Raw genomic sequence first — 19,143 nt, forward strand, 5'->3', positions numbered from 1 at the left:
TTTATTTATCAGGCTTTTGGCTTTATTTGGGATTAACTCAATTCACCTAAATATCCAATAACCCGTAACGCTTTTGCAAATCTAATAATTTCATCCTTGCTTCTCCTGCATTATCCGCTAAATCCGCAAATTCCACAAACCTTCTTAACTCTTTTCTTAACAAATTGCGTTCCACCTCTATCGCTTCTCGATCCAAATCGGGTGGTAAAACAATCATATCAAAAATCGTCGCTCTGTCTTTACCAGGATGGGGACGTAAAACCCTACCACGACGCTGAATAAATTGACGAGGATTCCCAGAACTTGATAAAATCACCGCAGTTTGAATAGCGGGAATATCCACACCTTCATCTAAACAACGAATAGCAACTAAACCTTGTAATTCTCCGCTTTCAAATTGTTCTCTTAAAATTTCCCGTTCTTGTAAAGAAGTATGTGCGGTGTAGGTGCTGACTTTGTAACCTAACTCTCCTCCTAAAATTCTCGCTACTTCCTTCAACTGACGCAAAGATGAACGGTGTCCGCTTTCCTGTGAACCATCGCTACAATAAAATAAAGTATGGCTGGTATCCAGACGATTTAACATTAATTCTTTCAAAGCCGTTAATTTATTTTCTGCTGCACCTACTAACCTAGAACGTTTTATTAATAAGGATTTAATATCTTCAATATTTTCAAAATCGTCGATACCCCCTTCTTCTCGTTCTCTATATTGTAGCGATCGCCCTATTCTTTTAGTCAACTTCAAATAATTAATACTTTCAATTTCCGTTAATTCCACTAGAAGAGGATAATATAGATAATGAACTAAAGCACCTTGATTTATGGCATTCTGTAAACTAAACTCCGGTTGTAAAACAGAACCAAAATAATCAAATAAAGACTCCGTACCTCCATCATCAAAATATCTTTCTGGGGTAGCAGACAAAGCAAGACGTAAACCGATATTCCGAGGTAAACTTTCTTCTAACCTGGGTGCGCCTAAATTATGCGCTTCATCACCAATAATTAAAGTTTTAGGTGTAAAATATTTAAGTTGAGATTGCAACCCCTCACTAATTAAAGTCGAGTTAGTGGTGATCACTGTGACGAAATTTTGAGAACCGGAACGCAGATTATATAATTGCATTGAAAGTTGACTTTGCCAAGTGCGTAAATTCTCGAAAGCCAAAATCGGTTGTAAGTTAAATTTCTCACATTCTCTACCCCATTGACTAACCAAATGACGGTAAGGACACACCACCAACAAGACTTGTAAACCTATTTGTTGGTATAATTCACAGGCGATCGCCAAAGCAGTAATCGTTTTCCCACTACCAGTAGCCATTTTTAAAGTCCCTCTGCCATTATTAGCAAACCAGCTAGTAATAGCTTGACGCTGATATCCCCGCATTTGCAAAGATACAGGCATTTTTGGACATCCTGGTAAAGATGACTGAACATGATAACTACCCTGATTTTCCCTAACAAAAGGCAACTTCAGAGAGAAAGCAGGAGGTTTTTGTTTCTTTATTGGCGATCGCGTGAGGTACATAAGGAGTTCAGTAGTTCAGTAGTTCAGTAGTTCAGTAGTTTGGGAGTTCAGGAAGAAGAATTAATATTTTTCCCAGTCACCAGTCACCAGTCACCAGTCCCTAATTATAATTTCTCCACACACCAACCAAAGAACCTTGTACCTGTACTTGCATAGCGGGTACTTCGATAGGTTGATATTTTGGGTTTGCAGGTTTGAGAGTGACAGTATCTTTTTCCAGATAAAAACGTTTTAAAGTTGTACCGTAACCTTCCACCCTAGCGGCAACAATCGTACCATTTTTTAACTGATTGGGTTCGAGTACGGGACGCAAAAACACCACATCACCATCAGCAATTAAATCTTCAATCATGCTATCACCCGTTACCCGCAAAGCATAGCTGCGGGGAGGTAGAGATAAATTAGCCAAGTCTAAATATTCATGTTCCACCGCATCGGTAAAAGGTTCAATTAAACCACCAGCAGCTATAGTTCCTAAAATGGGTACACCTTGCTTAGTCGTCCGCAAAATTCTAATTGTTCGCGCTTTCCCTTCATTCCAGTCAATGTATCCCTTATTACGTAAATGTTCCAAACGACTTTGAATAGGTGCAGGTGACTTGAGATTCATCGCTTGCATCATTTGGCGAATAGATGGCGAATACTGATTAATACGGATATATTCTACCAACCATTCATACAATTCTTGTTGGACTGCTGTTAGTTTTTCCATTGTTTTATCGGGAAGTAATTACAAATGTCCCTAGAGCATTTGTACTACAAAAATCTTCCCTTAACAAGATTGATTTAAATATTTCTCAAGAATAAATCAATATCTTTCTTCAGCACTTGCGACTATTAACCAGTAATTTTAGTGAAATAGAGTTATATTTATCAATTTTTTCCTTAAATTGGTGATTGGTAATTGGTAATTGGTAATTGGTAATTGGTAATTGGTAAAAAACTCTTAACTATCAACTATCAACTATCAACTGTCACCTGTCACCTGTCACTTGTCACCTGTCACCAATCACCATTCTTTCACTTTGCCCCTAAAATACTAGCAAGTAAAGCTTTTTGGGCGTGTAATCTATTTTCTGCCTGATCCCAAACTTTTGATTGAGAACCTTCGATAACTTCATCGGTAATTTCTTCACCACGATGGGCTGGTAGACAGTGTAAAACAATTGCTGCGGGATCGGCAAAACTTAATAATTGTTGAGAAATTTGATAAGGTTGGAAGATAGGAAGACGGTTATCAGCTTCCGATTCTTGTCCCATACTTGCCCAAACATCAGTATAAAGAACCTGTGCGCCTTTAGCTGCTGCGGCTGCATCATGGGTGAGAATAACTTCAGTTTTATGATCAGCGATCGCCCTAGCTTTTTCTACAATTTCCGCATCTGGGGCATATCCTGAAGGAAAAGCTACTCTCACATTCATTCCCATCAAAGCACAACCCAACATGAGAGAATTAGCCACATTATTACCATCCCCCACATAGGTCAGAGTTAAACCTGCCAGAGAGCCAAAACATTCTTGAATAGTTAATAAATCAGCTAAAATCTGACAAGGATGCTCTAAATCTGTCAGAGCATTAATTACCGGAATTTTGGCATAATTAGCAAAAATTTCCAACTCCTGCTGGGCAAAAGTTCTAATAGCGAGGATATCCAAATAACGATCCAATACCCTAGCGGTATCCTGTACAGGTTCACCCCGACTCACTTGGGTAACATTAGGGTTCAGGTCAATAACCTGTCCACCCAGTTGATACATTGCCACAGTAAAACTAACCCTGGTGCGGGTGGAAGCCTTCGAGAATAACAAACCCAAAACCTTGTTACAATGTAACGTTAGCTTTTGTGACTTGAGTAAAGCTGCCATTTCTAAAAGTTCTTGCAGTTCTGGGGAACTCAGATCCGCCAAACCTAATAAATCTCGTCCAATCAATGCTGCCATGCTGATGATTTGTATATTATGGTGATGTTTTCTGTGTCTTCACTCAGCCGCGTCAACAGGAATACAGTCTTAAAACTCTACCAAATTATTGTTACCTGAATCTACTGGATTGTAGTTAGCTTGGTGATACATCAGCAGTTATGGGATTTTGGATTTTGGATAGACTTGACAGTTAACCCAGGTAAAAAACCAGGGAAAAAAATTTTTTCGGAAAACTACTAGACAAATAATTTATTTATGCTATTATTATAAGTCGGTGGGCAATTCAAAAGCTCCAACACGCCAGCATAGCACAGCGGTAGTGCATCCGACTTGTAATCGGAAGGTCGTCAGTTCAATCCTGACTGCTGGCTTTTTTATTTAACTAAACACATACAAAAACTATAGAAACGAATTTAGTGTTTTATTGTTTAACCTGCCTAAATCCAATTTATGTATCATAAAATGCTAACATCATACTTTTTATAGGAAAGCAATATGCAAACAAATCAATCACTATCTTTTCCCAGTATGGGATGTGGAACATGGGCTTGGGGTAATCAACTCCTGTGGGGATATAATGAAAGCATGGATGACCAATTACAACAGGTATTTAATCTTTGTGTGAGTAATGGTGTCACCCTGTTTGATACAGGAGACTCCTATGGTACAGGAAGATTAAATGGACGTAGTGAGTCACTTTTAGGTAAGTTTAGCAAAGAATATCAAGGATTAAATCAAGATCATATTTGTATTGCGACAAAATTAGCAGCTTATCCTTGGAGATGGACAAGAAAATCAATTATTTCTGCTTGTCATGCTTCTGCTAAAAGATTAGGAAAAAACGTTGATTTGGTCCAGATGCACTGGTCTACAGCAAATTACGCACCTTGGCAAGAAGTAGGTTTATTAGATGGTTTAGCTGATTTATATGCACAAGGTTTAGTTAAAGGTGTAGGATTATCTAATTACGGTACAAAAAGATTATTATGGGTACATAAAAGATTCCAGGAAAGGGGAATACCGATTAAAACTTTACAGGTACAATATTCATTATTATCTACCTATCCAGTGACAGAATTAGGTTTAAAAGATGTATGTGATGATTTGGGAATTAAATTAATTGCTTATAGTCCTTTAGCTTTGGGTTTATTAACAGGGAAGTTTTCGGAAAATGGCAAGTTTCCTAAAGGTGCAAGAGGATTTTTATTTAAACAAATCTTACCAGGGATTCAAGGAGTTTTAGGAACTTTAAGAGAAATAGCAAATCAGAGAAATAGAACCATGTCTCAAGTTGCAATTAACTGGTGTATTTGTAAAGGTGCAATTCCTATTCCTGGTGCGAAGAATTTGGAACAAGCACAGCAAAATATAGGTACTTTGGGTTGGTTGTTGAGTGATGGGGAAGTTGCAGAGTTGGATAGTGCTGCTGCTAAGTCTGAAAAGAAGATGGTGCAGAATATTTTTCAGACAAAGTGATCTAATTTTTTCTAGATTCATCTTTGGATTTAATTAAATATTGACTCAGATTATGTAATAATCGTTGGTGTCGTTCTGTGGAAATTAAGCCAATTGATCCAATTATATTGTTACGAGTAATAACTGTTAAGAAACTCAATCTAATTACAGATGAACTAACTAAACCACTAGATTGAAAATCATCATCATCAGATGAAACTATTTCATCAAAATCAGGAATATATTGTTTTAATTGGGTGCTAATTCCACATACCAAAAAATCTTGATACTTTGGCATTTCTCGCAAAATTAAAGCCGGACGGTTTTTTATTTCTCCATTTGCTTGAGGAATAGGAGTTAATATAATATTACCTTCTTTCATAATCTGGGTTATATTCTTTGATTGATTCTAAGGTATATTCTGGTTCATTTTCTGCATAACATTGATTCAAGTTATTTAAAGAAAATTTTTCCCAGTTTTCTGTTTCTTCTGTATTCTTATCTTCTGGTAGAATAGGAATAATAAATACTTTTGTTCCTTCGGGTATAGATACAGGAGAGAGTAATTCTATTTTCCCGTCTTTAACAACTGCTAAATGTCCAGATGTCATTATTTTATATCCTTATTTTATATCCTAGTTTGCAATTTACAAGTTTTCTTGTAATATTATTATATCACCAATTTCTCAACCATGCTAGAAAAATCAAGATTATATTTACCAAAAGTTCCCAAATCTAATTATCAACCCCAAAGTCAAGATACAAACATAGAAGCTGATGTTTACTTATTTAATAGATTAAGAAACCTGACATTAAAACAACGCCTAGAAATGTTTATTTCCCATGAAAAAGGCGTAAAAAAACTATGTCTTGTAGGAATTAAATCACGACATCGAAATTTTACTATCCAAGAAATTCGTGATAAATTTACTTGCGCTGTATTAGGAGAAAAATATACTCCTGAATTTCAACCAAAAGGTATTAATGAAAATATGTGGATTCAAGATTCCATTTCTTTAGCAGGGGAACTACATCAAATATTTGCATCAATTAATATTTCTTACTATGTAAGTGGTGGTGTTGCGAGTTCTAACCACCGAGAACCACGTTCTACTCGTGATTTAGATTTGGTTATAGAAATTAATCAAAATCAAATAGATTTATTAGTAGAAACTTTAGAAGCATCTGGATATTATTGTCCAGCAGGTGCGGTAGAAGATTTGCAACGTGGATATGGTAATATATTGAATATTACTCATCCAGAAACTATCGCCAATGCTGATATTTATATCACAGATAATTCACATTTTGCTATATCACAAATGAATCGGAGAGTGTTAGTAGATGTAGAGGGAATACCTAGTTTTTGGATAGCTTCAGCAGAAGATAATATTTTACACACAACACAAAAGTTGCGCTGGGGTAAGGGAAGTAAATCAGAAAAACAATGGCGTGATGTTTTGGGGATAATCAAGTTACAAGCAGATAATTTGGATTATGGTTATTTAGTAGAATGGGCAGAATTTTTAGATTTGGTTGATGAGTTTAGTGAAGTATTAAATCAAGCTCGAATATGAAGTTATCATTTAGTATAAGTTAAAATCGCTGTTACATTCCCAATAATCTCTCAACCAAAATACTCACATCAGGAAAAGCTAAAGATCGAATTTCACCATTTTTAAAAATTTCTCGACTTTGATAACCTGCATCAGTAGGAACTCTAAAAACAATCAATTCCATATTCCGCAAATTAATTATCCAATATTCGGGAATACCTGCGGAAGCATAAACTTTAGTTTTAACTTCCAAATCTTTACTTAAACTAGAATCTGAATATTCAATTACCCAAAATATATTTTCTGGATAAGGATGATGTTCGCGGTAATCTTTTCCTAAACGTTTAACAATAGCAATATCTGGTTCTGGTTCGGAATTAGTTTCTGGGATAGTAATTGGTTTAGCTTGACGAACTTTTGCTTTTTGTCCAAGTAAATAAATTAAATATTCTCCTGCTTCATCACTAGAATAAGCATGATATTCTCCTTCGGGAGCCATTTCTACTATTTCCCCATTAATTAACTCAACATTACGATCTGCTAAAATACCAGTGGCAATTATTTGATGATAATCTTTAATATTCCATTTTACAGTAGTTACATTCATAGCAGTTCTCCATCTGCTTTATTCCCATTGTAACTTCATTGATGACAAAATTAAATTCCCAGATTAAATTATTAGCTCCAAAATTTGCTAAACTCCAAAATCGGGAAAGATGAAAATATTGGTTATTGGGAGCGATCGCACAGTGATTCAAGGTGAAGGTACAATCAATGTAGAAAATGTCAACCCCCAGGATTATACATGGAAGTTCTGGCCAGTTGTCCCCCTTTATCCCTACGGAAAACGTCGCACTATTCGCAAAGAAGTAGTTAAGGATACTATCTGGATCTTTGATCAGATGCAAGGGGTTTTCTATGTAGTTGTACCCATCCGCATGACGGTGGTAAAGTTAGAAAAAGGCGGTTTATTGGTTTATGCACCTGTCGCACCCACAAAAGAATGTATCCGGTTAGTAAATGAGTTGGTAGCAGAACACGGGGAAGTAAAGTATATAATTTTGCCCACCATCTCAGGAATAGAACATAAAGTATTTGTCGGACCCTTTGCGCGATGCTTTCCCACAGCACAGATATTTGTAGCACCAGAACAATGGAGTTTTCCCGTAAATTTACCTTTAAGTTGGTTGGGTTTACCATCAAACCGGACGCAGATATTACCCGCAGATAGTAGTCAAGTACCGTTTGCTGATGAGTTTGATTATGAGATATTGGGACCCATTGATTTGGGTCCTGGGAAGTTTGCAGAGGTGGCATTTTTCCACAGGCGATCGCACAATCTCTTGCTCACAGATACCATAGTTTCCGTACCCGCAGAACCACCAGCAATAGTTCAACTTGATCCCTATCCGTTGCTGTACCACGCCAAAGATCAAGCATACAATATCATAGCCGATACAGCAGAAAACCGCCGCAAAGGGTGGCAACGTATTACATTATTTGCCTTTTACTTCCGTCCCAGCGTAGTGGATGTACCCAAGTGGAAAGATGTATTTAGAGATGCCTGGAAAGCACCAGAACGCAGCCTAAAAACATATTTTGGCTTTTTCCCCTTCCAATGGCGAAAAGACTGGGAAAGGTCTTATGAAGCATTAAGAGGAGATGGGCGGATATTTGTGGCACCGGTTTTACAGAGTTTAATATTAAATCGCGAACCCCAGGAAACAATAAATTGGGCTGATAAAGTGGCACAATGGGATTTTCAATGGATAATTCCCTGTCATTTTGATGCACCTATTAAAGCGGAACCACAACAATTTAGAAAAGCATTTTCATTTTTAGAAAAATATCCCAGTGGGGGTTTAGTGAATAGTAATAGTTATCCTTTACCGGAGGATGATTTTCAGGTTTTGCGAGATATTGATCAGGGTTTGAATAGGTTTAAAATTGTGCCACCTGCGAGGGAGAAGGTGTAGGATGTCCCCTGACAAATTAATACATTCTATTTTGGAGAGGTCTAATTTAATCAGATTCGGTTTCACTACTAGGTAAAAGCAGACGAATAGCGAGGATCGCAAACCCCACAGCAGCGATCGCCTTTAAAATTCTTGTAGGAAATAACTCTGCAACTGCACCCCCAGCTAATGCTCCTAGTAAACTGGTTAATACTAAAGCACCTGCTGTACCAAAAAATATAGCTTTGCGTGATTGACCTTGACCAGAAAGAGCGATCGCCGCTAACTGACTTTTATCTCCCAACTCAGAGAGAAACACTGTAATAAAGCTTAGTCCTAAAAGATTCCAATCCATAATTTTCTCTATAACAACCAACAACTGAAAATTAACCAACAAACACATCCCAAAACAACATTACAGAAATCAACAGCAACATTACCCCTGCTGATTTTTCCACAGTTTTCGGACTCAGTTTACTCGCAATAAAACCACCAAGCAGCACACCTAATAAACTGGTAGTAACTAAAGCAGTTCCCGAACCCAGAAACACTAACCAAGGTGCATGAGATTCCGCACTCATTAACAACGTTGATAATTGGGTTTTATCACCAATTTCCGCTAAAAATATGGTAATGAAGGTAGTTCCCAACACCATCCATACTGATTGCTGTTTTTTGTTTGCAGGTTGAGCAGTATTTTCTGGTACTGGTGACTGGGTTTCAGGTTCGGTAATGGCTACAGGTCGAGTGTCAACTTTCACGGGTGTTAGTCTTTTCACTAAGTGGTTTTCATATTCTTTTCATTTTCTCATAATGTTGTCATAAATGGCAACTATTCTGAGAAAAAAGTTAAAATCAGAAACCGACAGCTTGATCAAACCGGATCATTTCCAAACTGCGATCGCCATAAATACTTTCAATCTGCTGATGACAACAATCAATCGCAAAATCATTTAGTTCTTCTGCTTCAATACCAAACATATCCTGAAAAGTATCAACTTGGACCCGACAAAAACGCGGACGATCAGCATAAATAGTACATTCTCGCGTTTCGTGGTCAAAATTCACACACCAACCATCCTCACCTACCATACTGAGATAAAGTCCCAGTTCCTCTGGTGAAAGATACTCTTCTAAGTCTGGGCGTTCTGTAGGATCAAGATGACAGCACGCACCACATTGTTTTATACATTGCCAGGTAGCCATAATATACCTCTAGGAGTAGGTGACAGGTGATAGGTGACAGGTGACAGTAGGGAACAGGGAAATGGGGAGGTGGGGGAAGATTAATACCCCAGTCCCCAGTCACCAGTCCCCAGTCACCAATTCCCTGTTTACATTTTTATGTACTTTCCTATAATTTTGTTAAGTAACTTAAAACTTGCTGCCCCTATCCAGATATGATCTAATGCGGGCTTTGCATTTAAGTTATTGAATTTTTTAAAACCGTTTGGAGGAAAAATGGAAGCTTTAGCCAATATTAATTGGGAAGTTGTGTTTCAATTAACCTGTGTAGCATTAATTGTACTTGCAGGACCAGCAGTAATTTTTGTACTCGCGTTTCGCAACGGCGACCTATAATTTAGGTCATGGGTAATGGGTAATGGGTAATTGGTAATGGATAATGGGTAATTGGTAATGGGTAATTGGGAAAAGCTCTTTCCTATCACCAGTCACCAGTCACCAGTCACCAGTCACCTATTCCCTACCAAAGCCTGCATCGCAGCTTGAATAATACCATCATATTGGGGTAAAGATAAATCAACCTGTTTAGCATCTTCACGACTTAACCCTAACAGACCTATTTTATTCTCAGGCTGCATGACTAATACCTTACCTTCACTATTTTTAATTCTTAATTCTGCACCTGCACCATTTTGATAAATACCACAGGTGTATTGACGCTGTTTGTATTCAAACTTTGTCGGTTTAGAAATTTTTGATGTAGTAAATAATTTTTCCACCTGTTGCGGGAGTCTCACCCCAACTAATTCCAGTTCTATATTAGTATTACCATTAAAGCTATTTTCCCGGAGTTTATAAGCAATATCAACTCGTGATGGTAGGGGAAAATAATCACACCAACGCCAAGCGATCGCTTTAATTTCATACCTTTTATTATCAATAGTTTGCGCTAAGGTTAATTTAATGTGACCTTTACCAACTATTTGCTGTTCAATCACTTGTGCGTTAGCAGTCCAAAACACCGGATCAGGGTTTTCAATACCGCAAGGATGAAGAATATTTAACTGTTGGAATAAATCTTGATTGATTTGATAGAGATTTGCTTGAGCATCAATTTTTAGCAAAGGGTTGAGATGTTGAATTTCTAAATATTTATTTGCAAACTCAGTTAAACGTAATCTAAAATCTGCTAAATTATCTGCTGGTAAAGAAAAACCACCTGCGGCTTTATGTCCCCCGTATTTACCGAGTAAATCACGACTATCTTCTAAAGCTTCAAAAACGTTAAATTCAGGTATTCCCCTTGCAGAACCACGAATTACACCTTCACCTTCAAAAGTACCAATAAAAACCGGAACTCCGTAACGTTCAACCAAACGAGAAGCAACAATACCAATTACACCATGATGCCAATTTTCCTTAATAACTACTAAAACCCGATCTTTATGTAAATATTCTACATATAAATCTTCCACTAATGATATTGCTTCCTGTTCAATTTCCTCACACATTTTTTGACGTTCAGAATTGACTTGTTCACACTGCATCGCCCTTTCTAGAGCAATTCCCATATCATCAGTAGTCAGCAATTCTATCACAGTTTGTGGGTTGCCAATTCTGCCAATGGCGTTAATTCTTGGACCCAAACGAAACCCAATATCATCAGGTTTTAAAGATTTTGAATTTTGGATTTTGGATTTCAGATCAGATTTTGAATTACTTTCTGTTTCTCCTTCACTAGCTTGAACTCCAGAAACTTGAATTAAAGCTTGAACACCTGGTAAAGTAGACTTAGATAATAACTTTAAACCACGTTTTACCCAACGACGATTTACACCAGTTAAAGGAGCTAAATCAGCAATAGTTCCTAATGTAAATAAAGCTAACATGGGGTGAACTAAACCTTTTAATTCTCCCATTTGTTGAGCTAAGGACACAGCTAAAATATAAGCTACACCCACACCAGCAACACCCCGATAAGGAGAAGATTCATCTATTAACTTTGGGTTGAGAATAGCATTAGCTGGTGGTAATTCTTTGGGAAGATCATGATGATCTGTAATAATCACTTTTAAACCTAATTCTCTTCCTCTAGCAATAGGTTCAAAAGCTGCAATACCATTATCTACCGTGAGAATTAAACCAACACCTTCACTGTTAAATTCTTCAACAATACGTTTATTAATTCCATAACCTTCGTGCATTCGACTAGGGATAGCATAATCAACATTTGCACCCAAAGCGCGGAGACTTCGCAATAATAAAGCAGTGCTAGTCATCCCATCTGCATCATAGTCACCACAGATAGCAATTTTTTCTTGATTTTTAATAGCACTTTCTAACAATTCTACACTTACCGCTAAATCGGGGAAATCTTCCAAAGGAGAAGGTAAATTTAAACTTTCAGGATTGATAAATTTTTCTGCTGCTTCTGGTGTTTCCATTCCCCGATTAATCAATAACTGACTGATAATAGGGGAAATATTCGTTAAACTAGCTAATTTTGCAGCTAATTCTATATTTGCGGGCGCAATTTGCCAACGTTGGTTAGGTAAACGTTTAATATTTTGGTCATTAGTCATCGGTAATAGGTAATTGGTGATTGTTGATTGGTGATTAGGAATATTTTATAATAAAAGATGCAGACAACACCTAAGATAATATCAATAGATATTACATAATAGATATTACAGATGTTAAAAAAAGATCAATGCCAGTCTGTAAATATCTAGCGTGGAATTGGGCAAACTTTTAATTTGATGCAAAACCTATCTAAATTATGGGTTTAAGCTGATTACTGATTACTGATAGCTGAATGCTTAAAAATTACAGAATAGATTTATCACAACTGTAATTATATCTAAAATTATATCTAAGTTTTTTAAGCTAAATTTTATAATTGATGTTATATCCCTGACTGCAAAAAATCAGGGATATTAATTTTTATGAATTTCTGATAGCAAAATTGAAGTTTAAAATACTTGTACCTTGCCATCATTGAGAATATAAAGAGAGCGATAACCAGGAAACTTATTACTAGGACGCAATTCTAAACGCAAAGTCCCAAAATTTGGTTTAGAAACATTAGCATCTAAAGACCTACCCGTATCATCGCAAAACAACAGAGAAAAATTAGGTTCTGTAGCACTTTCCACATCTACAGTATATTCCTTTCCAGGTGCTAAAGAAATACGTCGCATTTCTGGTAATTGATCTAATGTTAATACTCTAGGCGTGCGGTTAACCACTTGTACACGAAGATATTGACCAGGTTTAAATTGCAGTGGTTTTGGACCGCAATTAGAAGCACAAGTTCCAGCTAATGTAACATGAGAATTATTGCTTGGTGTTAATAATAAAGCAGTAGCAATCAAAGTAGATGATATTAACTTGAACATAATACACTCCTGAAATAATTATGTAAATTTAATTTTTATATTTTATTGTTGGTTGTGGGGTTGCAGATGGAGTTGATGGACTAATGGTCGATTGTGGTTCTCGTTGGATTTTCAACCAATATCCCAGCAAACCAGCTCCTAAAAGCACACCTAAAATAATTAGTAATTGTAGTATAAGTTTAGGTTTGGGAGTTTGTGAAGTTTGTGAAGTTTGTGAGTTTTGTGGAGGTTGTGAATTTTGTGGAGGTACTCTAGAAGGTACTTGTGGTTTTTGTAAAGCTAGTAAAACTGCGTTAGCTGATTGATAACGATCTTGATATTCTAATTGTAATAACTTATCTAGAATTTGCCCTAACTCCAAACTAACAGATTGCTGTAAATGCTTAGGCCATTCTTTCACCCAACTATAACCTTGGGTTTTCCATAAATTCCAAGGATGAACCCCACTCATTAAATGAAAACAACTTACACCTAAACTAAATAAATCACTAGCAGGATAAACTTGTCTATCTTCCATTTGTTCCAAAGACGCATAACCAAAACTTCCAATTACCGTACCTGGACGCATTGTTCCCTGAAGTTGTTTAGATGCACCAAAATCAATCAAGAATAATTTCCCGTCATTCTGACGACGCATAATATTTTCTGGTTTAATATCTCGATGAATGATATTTTGACTATGAACTATTTTGAGAACTGGTAATAGATCAAGTAATAATTCGCGAATTTTTTTATCGTTAAAATTTCCTTTGTTTGCTAACTCAATTAATAAATTCTCTCCATCAATAAATTCTTGAATTAAATACAGACAGTCATTTTCATCAAAATATGCTTGTAGTTGAGGAATTTGGGGATGTTTGAGGTCTTTGAGTCGCCTTGCTTCTTCTGCAAATAGTTCCTTGGCTTTATTTAATGCGTAGGTATTTTGAGTTTGGGGTGCAAATTGCTTAATTACGCACTTTTCGTTTAATTTGTCAATATCTTCCGCTAGATAAGTTTTCCCAAAACCCCCACCACCCAAGGGTTTAATGGGACGATAATGGTTTCTCAGGATGGTTAAAGGAACACCACAGTTAGGACAAAATTTGGTTGTGTTGGTAACTGGAGGATTATGGCAATCTGGATTTAGACAACATATCTGAGACATGGGTGAGTTTTGGTAGATACGTTGAGTTCTATACAAGCATATACCAATTTATTCCTTCCAGTCTCTGACTGGAAATACTGTTAAAAACCCTAAAATCTAGAAAATCCTATCCCGCAACTCCTTCACTCTTGTAAATCCTGATCTGGCTACGCCACGCTATCAGACATCATTTCTATAATAGGATTGATCAGGTGTTATGGGGTTTTAGCAGCATGACAATAGCAGAAAAACTAGAACAGTTAAAAGCCTTATTTGCGGAAATGGATCAGGCATTAATAGCCTATTCCGGGGGAGTTGATAGTACATTAGTTGCTAAGATTGCATTCGATGTGTTAGGCGATCGCGCTTTAGCTGTAACAGCAGTTTCTCCTTCCCTACTACCAGAAGAATTAGCAGACGCAACAGCACAAGCAGCAACTATTGGGATAGCCCATAAAATCGTTCATACCCACGAAATGGAAAATCCCAACTACACATCAAACCCAGTTAACCGCTGCTATTTTTGCAAAAGTGAATTGCACGACACACTCAAGCCCCTAGCTTTAGAGTTAGGATATCCTTATGTGGTAGATGGAGTCAACGCCGATGATTTACATGATTATCGTCCTGGAATCCAAGCCGCAAAAGAACGAGGTGCGCGATCGCCTTTAGCAGAAATAAGTGTCACAAAAGCCGAAGTTCGTCAACTTTCCCAACAACTCGGCCTACCTTGGTGGGATAAACCTGCCCAACCATGTTTAAGCTCTCGCTTTCCCTACGGTGAAGAAATTACCATAGCCAAATTACAGCGAGTTGGTAGAGCAGAAATTTATCTCAGAAATTTAGGATGGGATAACCTACGGGTACGTTCCGAAGGAGACACAGCCAGAATTGAACTACCACCAGAAAAAATAGCAGATTTTGTCTTAAAAACAGATTTACCTACCCTTGTTAGCACATTTCAAAATCTAGGATTTATTTACGTCACTTTAGATTTAGAAGGTTATCGCAGTGGTAAATTAAACCAAGTTTTACAACAAATTCCAGCTACATAAAATCAACAATTGATTGACTGCTATATAAAACCTAGACAAAACTAGACTTTACTTTCTACTTCAACGGGAGCATGGGAGCAGTTATCCCTCAGTAGACTTTCACGCCTTAGCCAGACGCAATTGTGTTCCAATTAAGTTTCTGAAAAAGACTACCACCATCATTGCTTGGTTTTCGCGTCGGCAATAGTCTCAATTCAATACTTGATATCACCGTATTATATATCAAGTAGTTGATTTTTTCCTAAAAATATATTGATTTTTGTCAATACAAGTATAGTTTTGTCTATGAAATTGTCAACTTAGGACTTGCTCTTACTATTCTCTTCCTACTGTCACCAATCACCAGTCACCAATCACCTGCCTCACAATCGTTGAGCGACTATATACTCTATCTTTTGCAGGGCAGACTGCCATACACTATATCCTGCGGGTGACAAATGTAAACCATCTGTGGTCAATTCAGGACGTAAACTACCATCAAAATCTGTAAACCAATTGTGAATATTTAAATAATTAGCCCCCTCTTGACGAGCAATTAAGGCAATTTGGGCATTGATATGACGAATACGACTATTGGCTATTTGAGGGCGGCGAATAGGCAAAATCGACTGCACCATAATTTGACTTTTGGGGTGAGTTTGCCGCAAACTGCGAATAATTCGCCGATGATTGAGTAAAATCGTCTGCTCACTAGCACCCTTGAGCAAATCATTAATCCCAACCATCATATAAATAACTTCTGGCCGTGTCTGGGAAAAGGCTGATAATCTCCTCAAAACTCCAGCGGAACTATCTCCAGATATGCCTTGATTCAACCACAACTTACCAGCAGGTAATTTTTCTTTAGGAAACCACATACTCAAAGAATCACCCACCAAGATACTCAAGCGATTTGTACCTTGACCTTGGGAAATTGCTCTCGCTTCCATCGCTAATAAGCTTTTCCAATCTTGATAACTGACTTTCTCTTTTTTCTCTGACTTCCAATATGACTGTAAATCTTCATCATCTACACGAGTGTAAATTTGCCCAGTTTTCAGGGAAGCTAATCTTAAATAGTACATTTGACTCCCAGATACAGGAGTCCGCTTAGTTTTTTGAGAACTCAAGTTTAAAGATGTTTTTATCGGTGCTGCTGAAAAGTTGTTTGCTAACTCCCCTGACAAAATTTCCACCCTGGGGCTAATTTTCTCAACTCGTACCGGGGAAGTCTCTGATGCTGATACAGCTTGGCTACTAAATTCTGGCAAGGAGTTACTTTTCTGGCGTACTGCTAACTGTGAACTCCCTGGTTTGGATATAGCTTGATTACTGAATTCCGGTAAAGAAATGTCAACTTGATAAGTGACTTTTTCATCTACTCCTGGTAATCGTGAACTTGGATTTAAATCCTCCAAAAATCCAGTATTTTCAGGTGGGAGACTCGACATCTTTGGGAGAGCCGATGTTGGTACTGCCAATCCTGTTAACAAGCCTGCTGCCAACAGATAAGGTTCCTTCATCGTTGTTTCTTTCCTTGTAAGGACTCACTGCTTTTGCTTATGACAGCCATATTTGGCTGAATTCAGGAAAATTCTACTTTCCTTACGCGGTATCAAGATCCCCCATGAGAATGTAGTTTACAACATATAAGTATAAAAAATCACAGATTACAAAATGTTAAAAAAATATTGTTAAATTTTATTCTATATACAATAACGTCGTTTAAAGTGCTAAGATTTATGCGAAGTCATTAATGTTTCCTTTTATTTCCGTGGCTAGAGCTAGTACCGCAATTGGCGTAAGTCCAATCATCAAAGAAAGAGTGCAAACACAGGCACATTCCACACGTTTGACCTTAAAAGAGGTTATTCTCATGGGGATGATGGCAATTGATAAGCTAGACGATCAAGGTCGTCAAGAGTTAGCTGATAAAGTGCATAAAATGCAAGTAGACGGCGAAATATGAATCTATATTGAGAAGTCTAAACTCTAAAGTCTTTAGTGCAGCATAATTGACTGTTTTGAGGACAATAGAACAACCACGACTGATCAAAAATTGATTCTTAGCCAAGTCAAAAGCAAATTCTCCCGTCCATCAACCTCATTCAATTCCAAAGATACCCAGTGGTGTTGTTGAGTCATATCAACAAAACCCGTTCTTTTGGAAAAAGCGAAGGGGTCTAAAAATAGATCCCCTTCATCGGTTAACAACTTAATAAAGAACTCAGCGAAACTCTGAGGATAACCAACTGGATTGATTTTAATTACCGCTGGTTTACAAACAAAAAGTAAATCAGCACTACCAAATCCAAATTGACAATTTATAGCAAATTCGGCTAGATTGCCCTTTGGTTTGGTTATCCTTTGATTATTTCCCTGATATCTTGTGTCCATCGGGACGAATATCGGTTTTATAGCACTTTTTGAGTCAATTTCATGTACTCTCGCTATAAAGCGATAAAATACACCAACATCTTATGTTGAGTACGGGGGTTTCTAGATCCCCGAATCAAAATTTTTTTACAATAGATATAGATATAGTTTTTCGTGGTGATAGTTGATAGTTGATAGTTGACAGTTAACAGTTGGTGGTTGACAGTTGGTGGTTGAGAGTTGATAGGGAATCATAAAATTGATTACCCAATCACCAATCATCAATCACCAGTCACCAGTCCCCAGTCCCTAATATCGACTGAAAACCAAAAATCCTACCTGAAATAACCCGACAACAAAACCTAAAATACCGCCTAAAGTCACAATTGCCTGTAATTCATTCTTGACAATTCCTTCAATTGCTGCTTCTAAATCAGCAGGTGAAGTTGATTTTACTCGGTCAACAATCACTTGATCTATAGATAAAATGGGAATTACCTGGGCGACAATTGCTTCTAAATCTTTTTCTAAATACTTTTCTAAAATTAAAGCTAACTCTTGAGACACTACTTCTAAGGAAGTATTAACCACTGGTGAATTTCGCAAACGATTTAACAGCAAGACAGCAATATTTTCCCAGTCCGCTGATTCAGTTAATTCTTGTAACAAATTGCTACCACTCTTTTGTAAGTAATGGCGTACACTTTCCCTAGTGGTTTTTCTGAGTTGACGAACTGTACCAACGGGTAAATTTTGTAAAGATAAATCTTGGAATAATTTTTTGAGGCGATCGCGCATTTGCAAATCTTGGATTAATTCTTCTAATCGTTTATTTGTAGCCTCTTTTTCATCTAAACAAAAAGTCCTTAACCGGGTCAGAGTATTACGTAAACCAAATAAATTAGCGACTACCCAATAAGTACCGCTGGTTTTTTCACGAAAGCTATCATCAATAGTTTGAATAGTCCTATCTGTTAAAAAATCAACTATTGCCTGTCTTAAAACATCCGATGGTAAAACAACTTGCAACAACCAATCAGCTAACCGTGTAGATTGTTCTTCACTGAGTTGAAATTCCAGTAATACCTGGTCAAAAATTTGGTTGATTTGCGCTTCTAAAAAATTTTCCTGTCTGGCCAAAACCTTCAGGAGACGGGGTAAAGACTCTCCCAGCAAATCCCGTAAAATTCCCGCCACAATTTTGGCACTTTTCTGGTTTTTATCACCTTGAATTTGCTCCAGCGCCAACTTCAATAACCAGAGAATCGCACCTTGTACCCGTTCTGTTTGTAAGAGACGCTTCGCCAGCTTTTGCAATTCTTCTGGCGTTAACAGCGATCCCATAATGGTATTAGAAATATTTTTTGCCAACCGCTCCTGATTGCGGGGAATCAACCCAGGAGTAAAAGGCACTCTGCGCCCCAGAATATAAATAGCTCGATAGGGGCGAAATAGCATTTTGATGGCTATATCATTGGTGAAATAGCCGATAATTCCACCCAGAATTGGGGGTGATACATAAAGCCAAAGATGTGACCAATCCACAGGATTTTGGATTAGGGAAAGAGGACAGGTGACAGGTGACAGGTGACAGGTGACAG

The 19,143-nt window shown here is 37.3% G+C and carries 20 protein-coding genes and 1 tRNA gene; 7 read left to right on the plus strand and 14 right to left on the minus strand.

The annotated features are described in order from the left end of the window. Positions 1-46 precede the first annotated feature (46 nt). The 3 genes from H5968_RS00240 to argF form a co-directional block, all read right to left on the minus strand. Positions 47-1,534 (minus strand): DNA phosphorothioation system restriction enzyme, encoded by a 1,488-nt coding sequence (locus tag H5968_RS00240; protein ID WP_187038324.1) that lies wholly within the window; start codon positions 1,532-1,534, stop codon positions 47-49. A 100-nt stretch (positions 1,535-1,634) separates the two neighbouring features. Next, a complete protein-coding gene (gene lexA / locus H5968_RS00245; RefSeq protein ID WP_187038325.1) occupies positions 1,635-2,246 on the minus strand; it encodes a transcriptional repressor LexA in 612 nt (203 codons plus the stop codon). A 308-nt stretch (positions 2,247-2,554) separates the two neighbouring features. Further along, positions 2,555-3,475 carry an ornithine carbamoyltransferase gene (gene argF / locus H5968_RS00250; RefSeq protein ID WP_096567943.1) on the minus strand — a complete coding sequence of 307 codons (921 nt, stop codon included), beginning with the start codon at positions 3,473-3,475 and terminating at the stop codon, positions 2,555-2,557. Positions 3,476-3,756: 281 nt separating this feature from the next. Between argF and H5968_RS00255 the strand changes: the two genes are divergently transcribed. Beyond that, a tRNA-Thr gene (locus H5968_RS00255) sits at positions 3,757-3,828 on the plus strand. Positions 3,829-3,952: 124 nt separating this feature from the next. Next, positions 3,953-4,933, plus strand: coding sequence for an aldo/keto reductase (locus H5968_RS00260; protein ID WP_187038326.1), 981 nt, complete (start codon positions 3,953-3,955; stop codon positions 4,931-4,933). Position 4,934: 1 nt separating this feature from the next. Here H5968_RS00260 and H5968_RS00265 read toward each other — a convergent pair whose 3' ends face one another. Together H5968_RS00265 and H5968_RS00270 are read right to left on the minus strand one after the other, a co-directional pair. Continuing rightward, entirely contained in the window at positions 4,935-5,294 is a 360-nt protein-coding gene (locus tag H5968_RS00265) for a type II toxin-antitoxin system PemK/MazF family toxin (protein WP_096567948.1), read from the minus strand. After that, positions 5,281-5,523 (minus strand): glycosyl hydrolase family 31, encoded by a 243-nt coding sequence (locus H5968_RS00270; protein ID WP_096567950.1) that lies wholly within the window; start codon positions 5,521-5,523, stop codon positions 5,281-5,283. Before H5968_RS00270 ends, H5968_RS00265 begins: the two co-directional genes overlap by 14 nt. 81 nt (positions 5,524-5,604) lie before the next feature. Here H5968_RS00270 and H5968_RS00275 point away from each other — a divergent pair, with 81 nt between their 5' ends. After that, entirely contained in the window at positions 5,605-6,489 is an 885-nt protein-coding gene (locus tag H5968_RS00275; protein WP_187038327.1) for a hypothetical protein, read from the plus strand. Positions 6,490-6,520: 31 nt separating this feature from the next. On the opposite strand, the gene H5968_RS00280 is transcribed toward H5968_RS00275, so the two are convergent. Further along, entirely contained in the window at positions 6,521-7,075 is a 555-nt protein-coding gene (locus tag H5968_RS00280; RefSeq protein WP_187038328.1) for a Uma2 family endonuclease, read from the minus strand. Positions 7,076-7,184: 109 nt separating this feature from the next. Here H5968_RS00280 and H5968_RS00285 point away from each other — a divergent pair, with 109 nt between their 5' ends. After that, on the plus strand, positions 7,185-8,444 hold the full coding sequence (locus H5968_RS00285) for a DUF4336 domain-containing protein (protein ID WP_187038329.1): 1,260 nt from the start codon (positions 7,185-7,187) through the stop codon (positions 8,442-8,444). Positions 8,445-8,490: 46 nt separating this feature from the next. On the opposite strand, the gene H5968_RS00290 is transcribed toward H5968_RS00285, so the two are convergent. The 3 genes from H5968_RS00290 to H5968_RS00300 all read right to left on the minus strand — a co-directional run bounded on the left by H5968_RS00290 (position 8,491) and on the right by H5968_RS00300 (position 9,629). Beyond that, the gene (locus tag H5968_RS00290; protein ID WP_096572675.1) at positions 8,491-8,778 is read right to left on the minus strand and encodes a TMEM165/GDT1 family protein; all 288 of its coding nucleotides are present in this window, start codon (positions 8,776-8,778) and stop codon (positions 8,491-8,493) included. Positions 8,779-8,809: 31 nt separating this feature from the next. Then, positions 8,810-9,157, minus strand: a complete 348-nt coding sequence (locus H5968_RS00295; protein WP_236104026.1) for a TMEM165/GDT1 family protein — start codon at positions 9,155-9,157, stop codon at positions 8,810-8,812. A gap of 121 nt (positions 9,158-9,278) precedes the next feature. Next, the gene (locus H5968_RS00300) at positions 9,279-9,629 is read right to left on the minus strand and encodes a YkgJ family cysteine cluster protein (protein ID WP_137668846.1); all 351 of its coding nucleotides are present in this window, start codon (positions 9,627-9,629) and stop codon (positions 9,279-9,281) included. Between the two features lie 255 nt (positions 9,630-9,884). Between H5968_RS00300 and psb30 the strand changes: the two genes are divergently transcribed. Continuing rightward, positions 9,885-10,004 carry a photosystem II reaction center protein Ycf12/Psb30 gene (gene psb30 / locus H5968_RS00305; RefSeq protein ID WP_009342523.1) on the plus strand — a complete coding sequence of 40 codons (120 nt, stop codon included), beginning with the start codon at positions 9,885-9,887 and terminating at the stop codon, positions 10,002-10,004. Between the two features lie 113 nt (positions 10,005-10,117). Here psb30 and H5968_RS00310 read toward each other — a convergent pair whose 3' ends face one another. From H5968_RS00310 to H5968_RS00320, 3 genes are all read right to left on the minus strand, one after another. Continuing rightward, positions 10,118-12,190 carry a DHH family phosphoesterase gene (locus tag H5968_RS00310; RefSeq protein ID WP_187038330.1) on the minus strand — a complete coding sequence of 691 codons (2,073 nt, stop codon included), beginning with the start codon at positions 12,188-12,190 and terminating at the stop codon, positions 10,118-10,120. Between the two features lie 390 nt (positions 12,191-12,580). Continuing rightward, positions 12,581-13,006, minus strand: coding sequence for a hypothetical protein (locus H5968_RS00315; protein ID WP_187038331.1), 426 nt, complete (start codon positions 13,004-13,006; stop codon positions 12,581-12,583). Between the two features lie 28 nt (positions 13,007-13,034). Next, a complete protein-coding gene (locus tag H5968_RS00320; RefSeq protein ID WP_187038332.1) occupies positions 13,035-14,153 on the minus strand; it encodes a serine/threonine-protein kinase in 1,119 nt (372 codons plus the stop codon). 212 nt (positions 14,154-14,365) lie between these two features. Between H5968_RS00320 and larE the strand changes: the two genes are divergently transcribed. Then, the gene (gene larE / locus H5968_RS00325; protein ID WP_187038333.1) at positions 14,366-15,187 is read left to right on the plus strand and encodes an ATP-dependent sacrificial sulfur transferase LarE; all 822 of its coding nucleotides are present in this window, start codon (positions 14,366-14,368) and stop codon (positions 15,185-15,187) included. A 362-nt stretch (positions 15,188-15,549) separates the two neighbouring features. Here the strand turns inward: larE and H5968_RS00330 are convergent, their stop codons facing one another. Further along, entirely contained in the window at positions 15,550-16,689 is a 1,140-nt protein-coding gene (locus tag H5968_RS00330) for an SGNH/GDSL hydrolase family protein (protein ID WP_187038334.1), read from the minus strand. Positions 16,690-16,922: 233 nt separating this feature from the next. Between H5968_RS00330 and H5968_RS00335 the strand changes: the two genes are divergently transcribed. Continuing rightward, on the plus strand, positions 16,923-17,135 hold the full coding sequence (locus tag H5968_RS00335; protein ID WP_096567966.1) for a hypothetical protein: 213 nt from the start codon (positions 16,923-16,925) through the stop codon (positions 17,133-17,135). A 716-nt stretch (positions 17,136-17,851) separates the two neighbouring features. Here H5968_RS00335 and H5968_RS00340 read toward each other — a convergent pair. Beyond that, positions 17,852-19,087 (minus strand): DUF445 domain-containing protein, encoded by a 1,236-nt coding sequence (locus H5968_RS00340; RefSeq protein ID WP_187038335.1) that lies wholly within the window; start codon positions 19,085-19,087, stop codon positions 17,852-17,854. Positions 19,088-19,143: the final 56 nt, after the last annotated feature.

It is taken from the genome of Sphaerospermopsis sp. LEGE 00249 (assembly GCF_014299995.1).
Classification (GTDB): Bacteria; Cyanobacteriota; Cyanobacteriia; order Cyanobacteriales; family Nostocaceae; genus Sphaerospermopsis; species Sphaerospermopsis kisseleviana.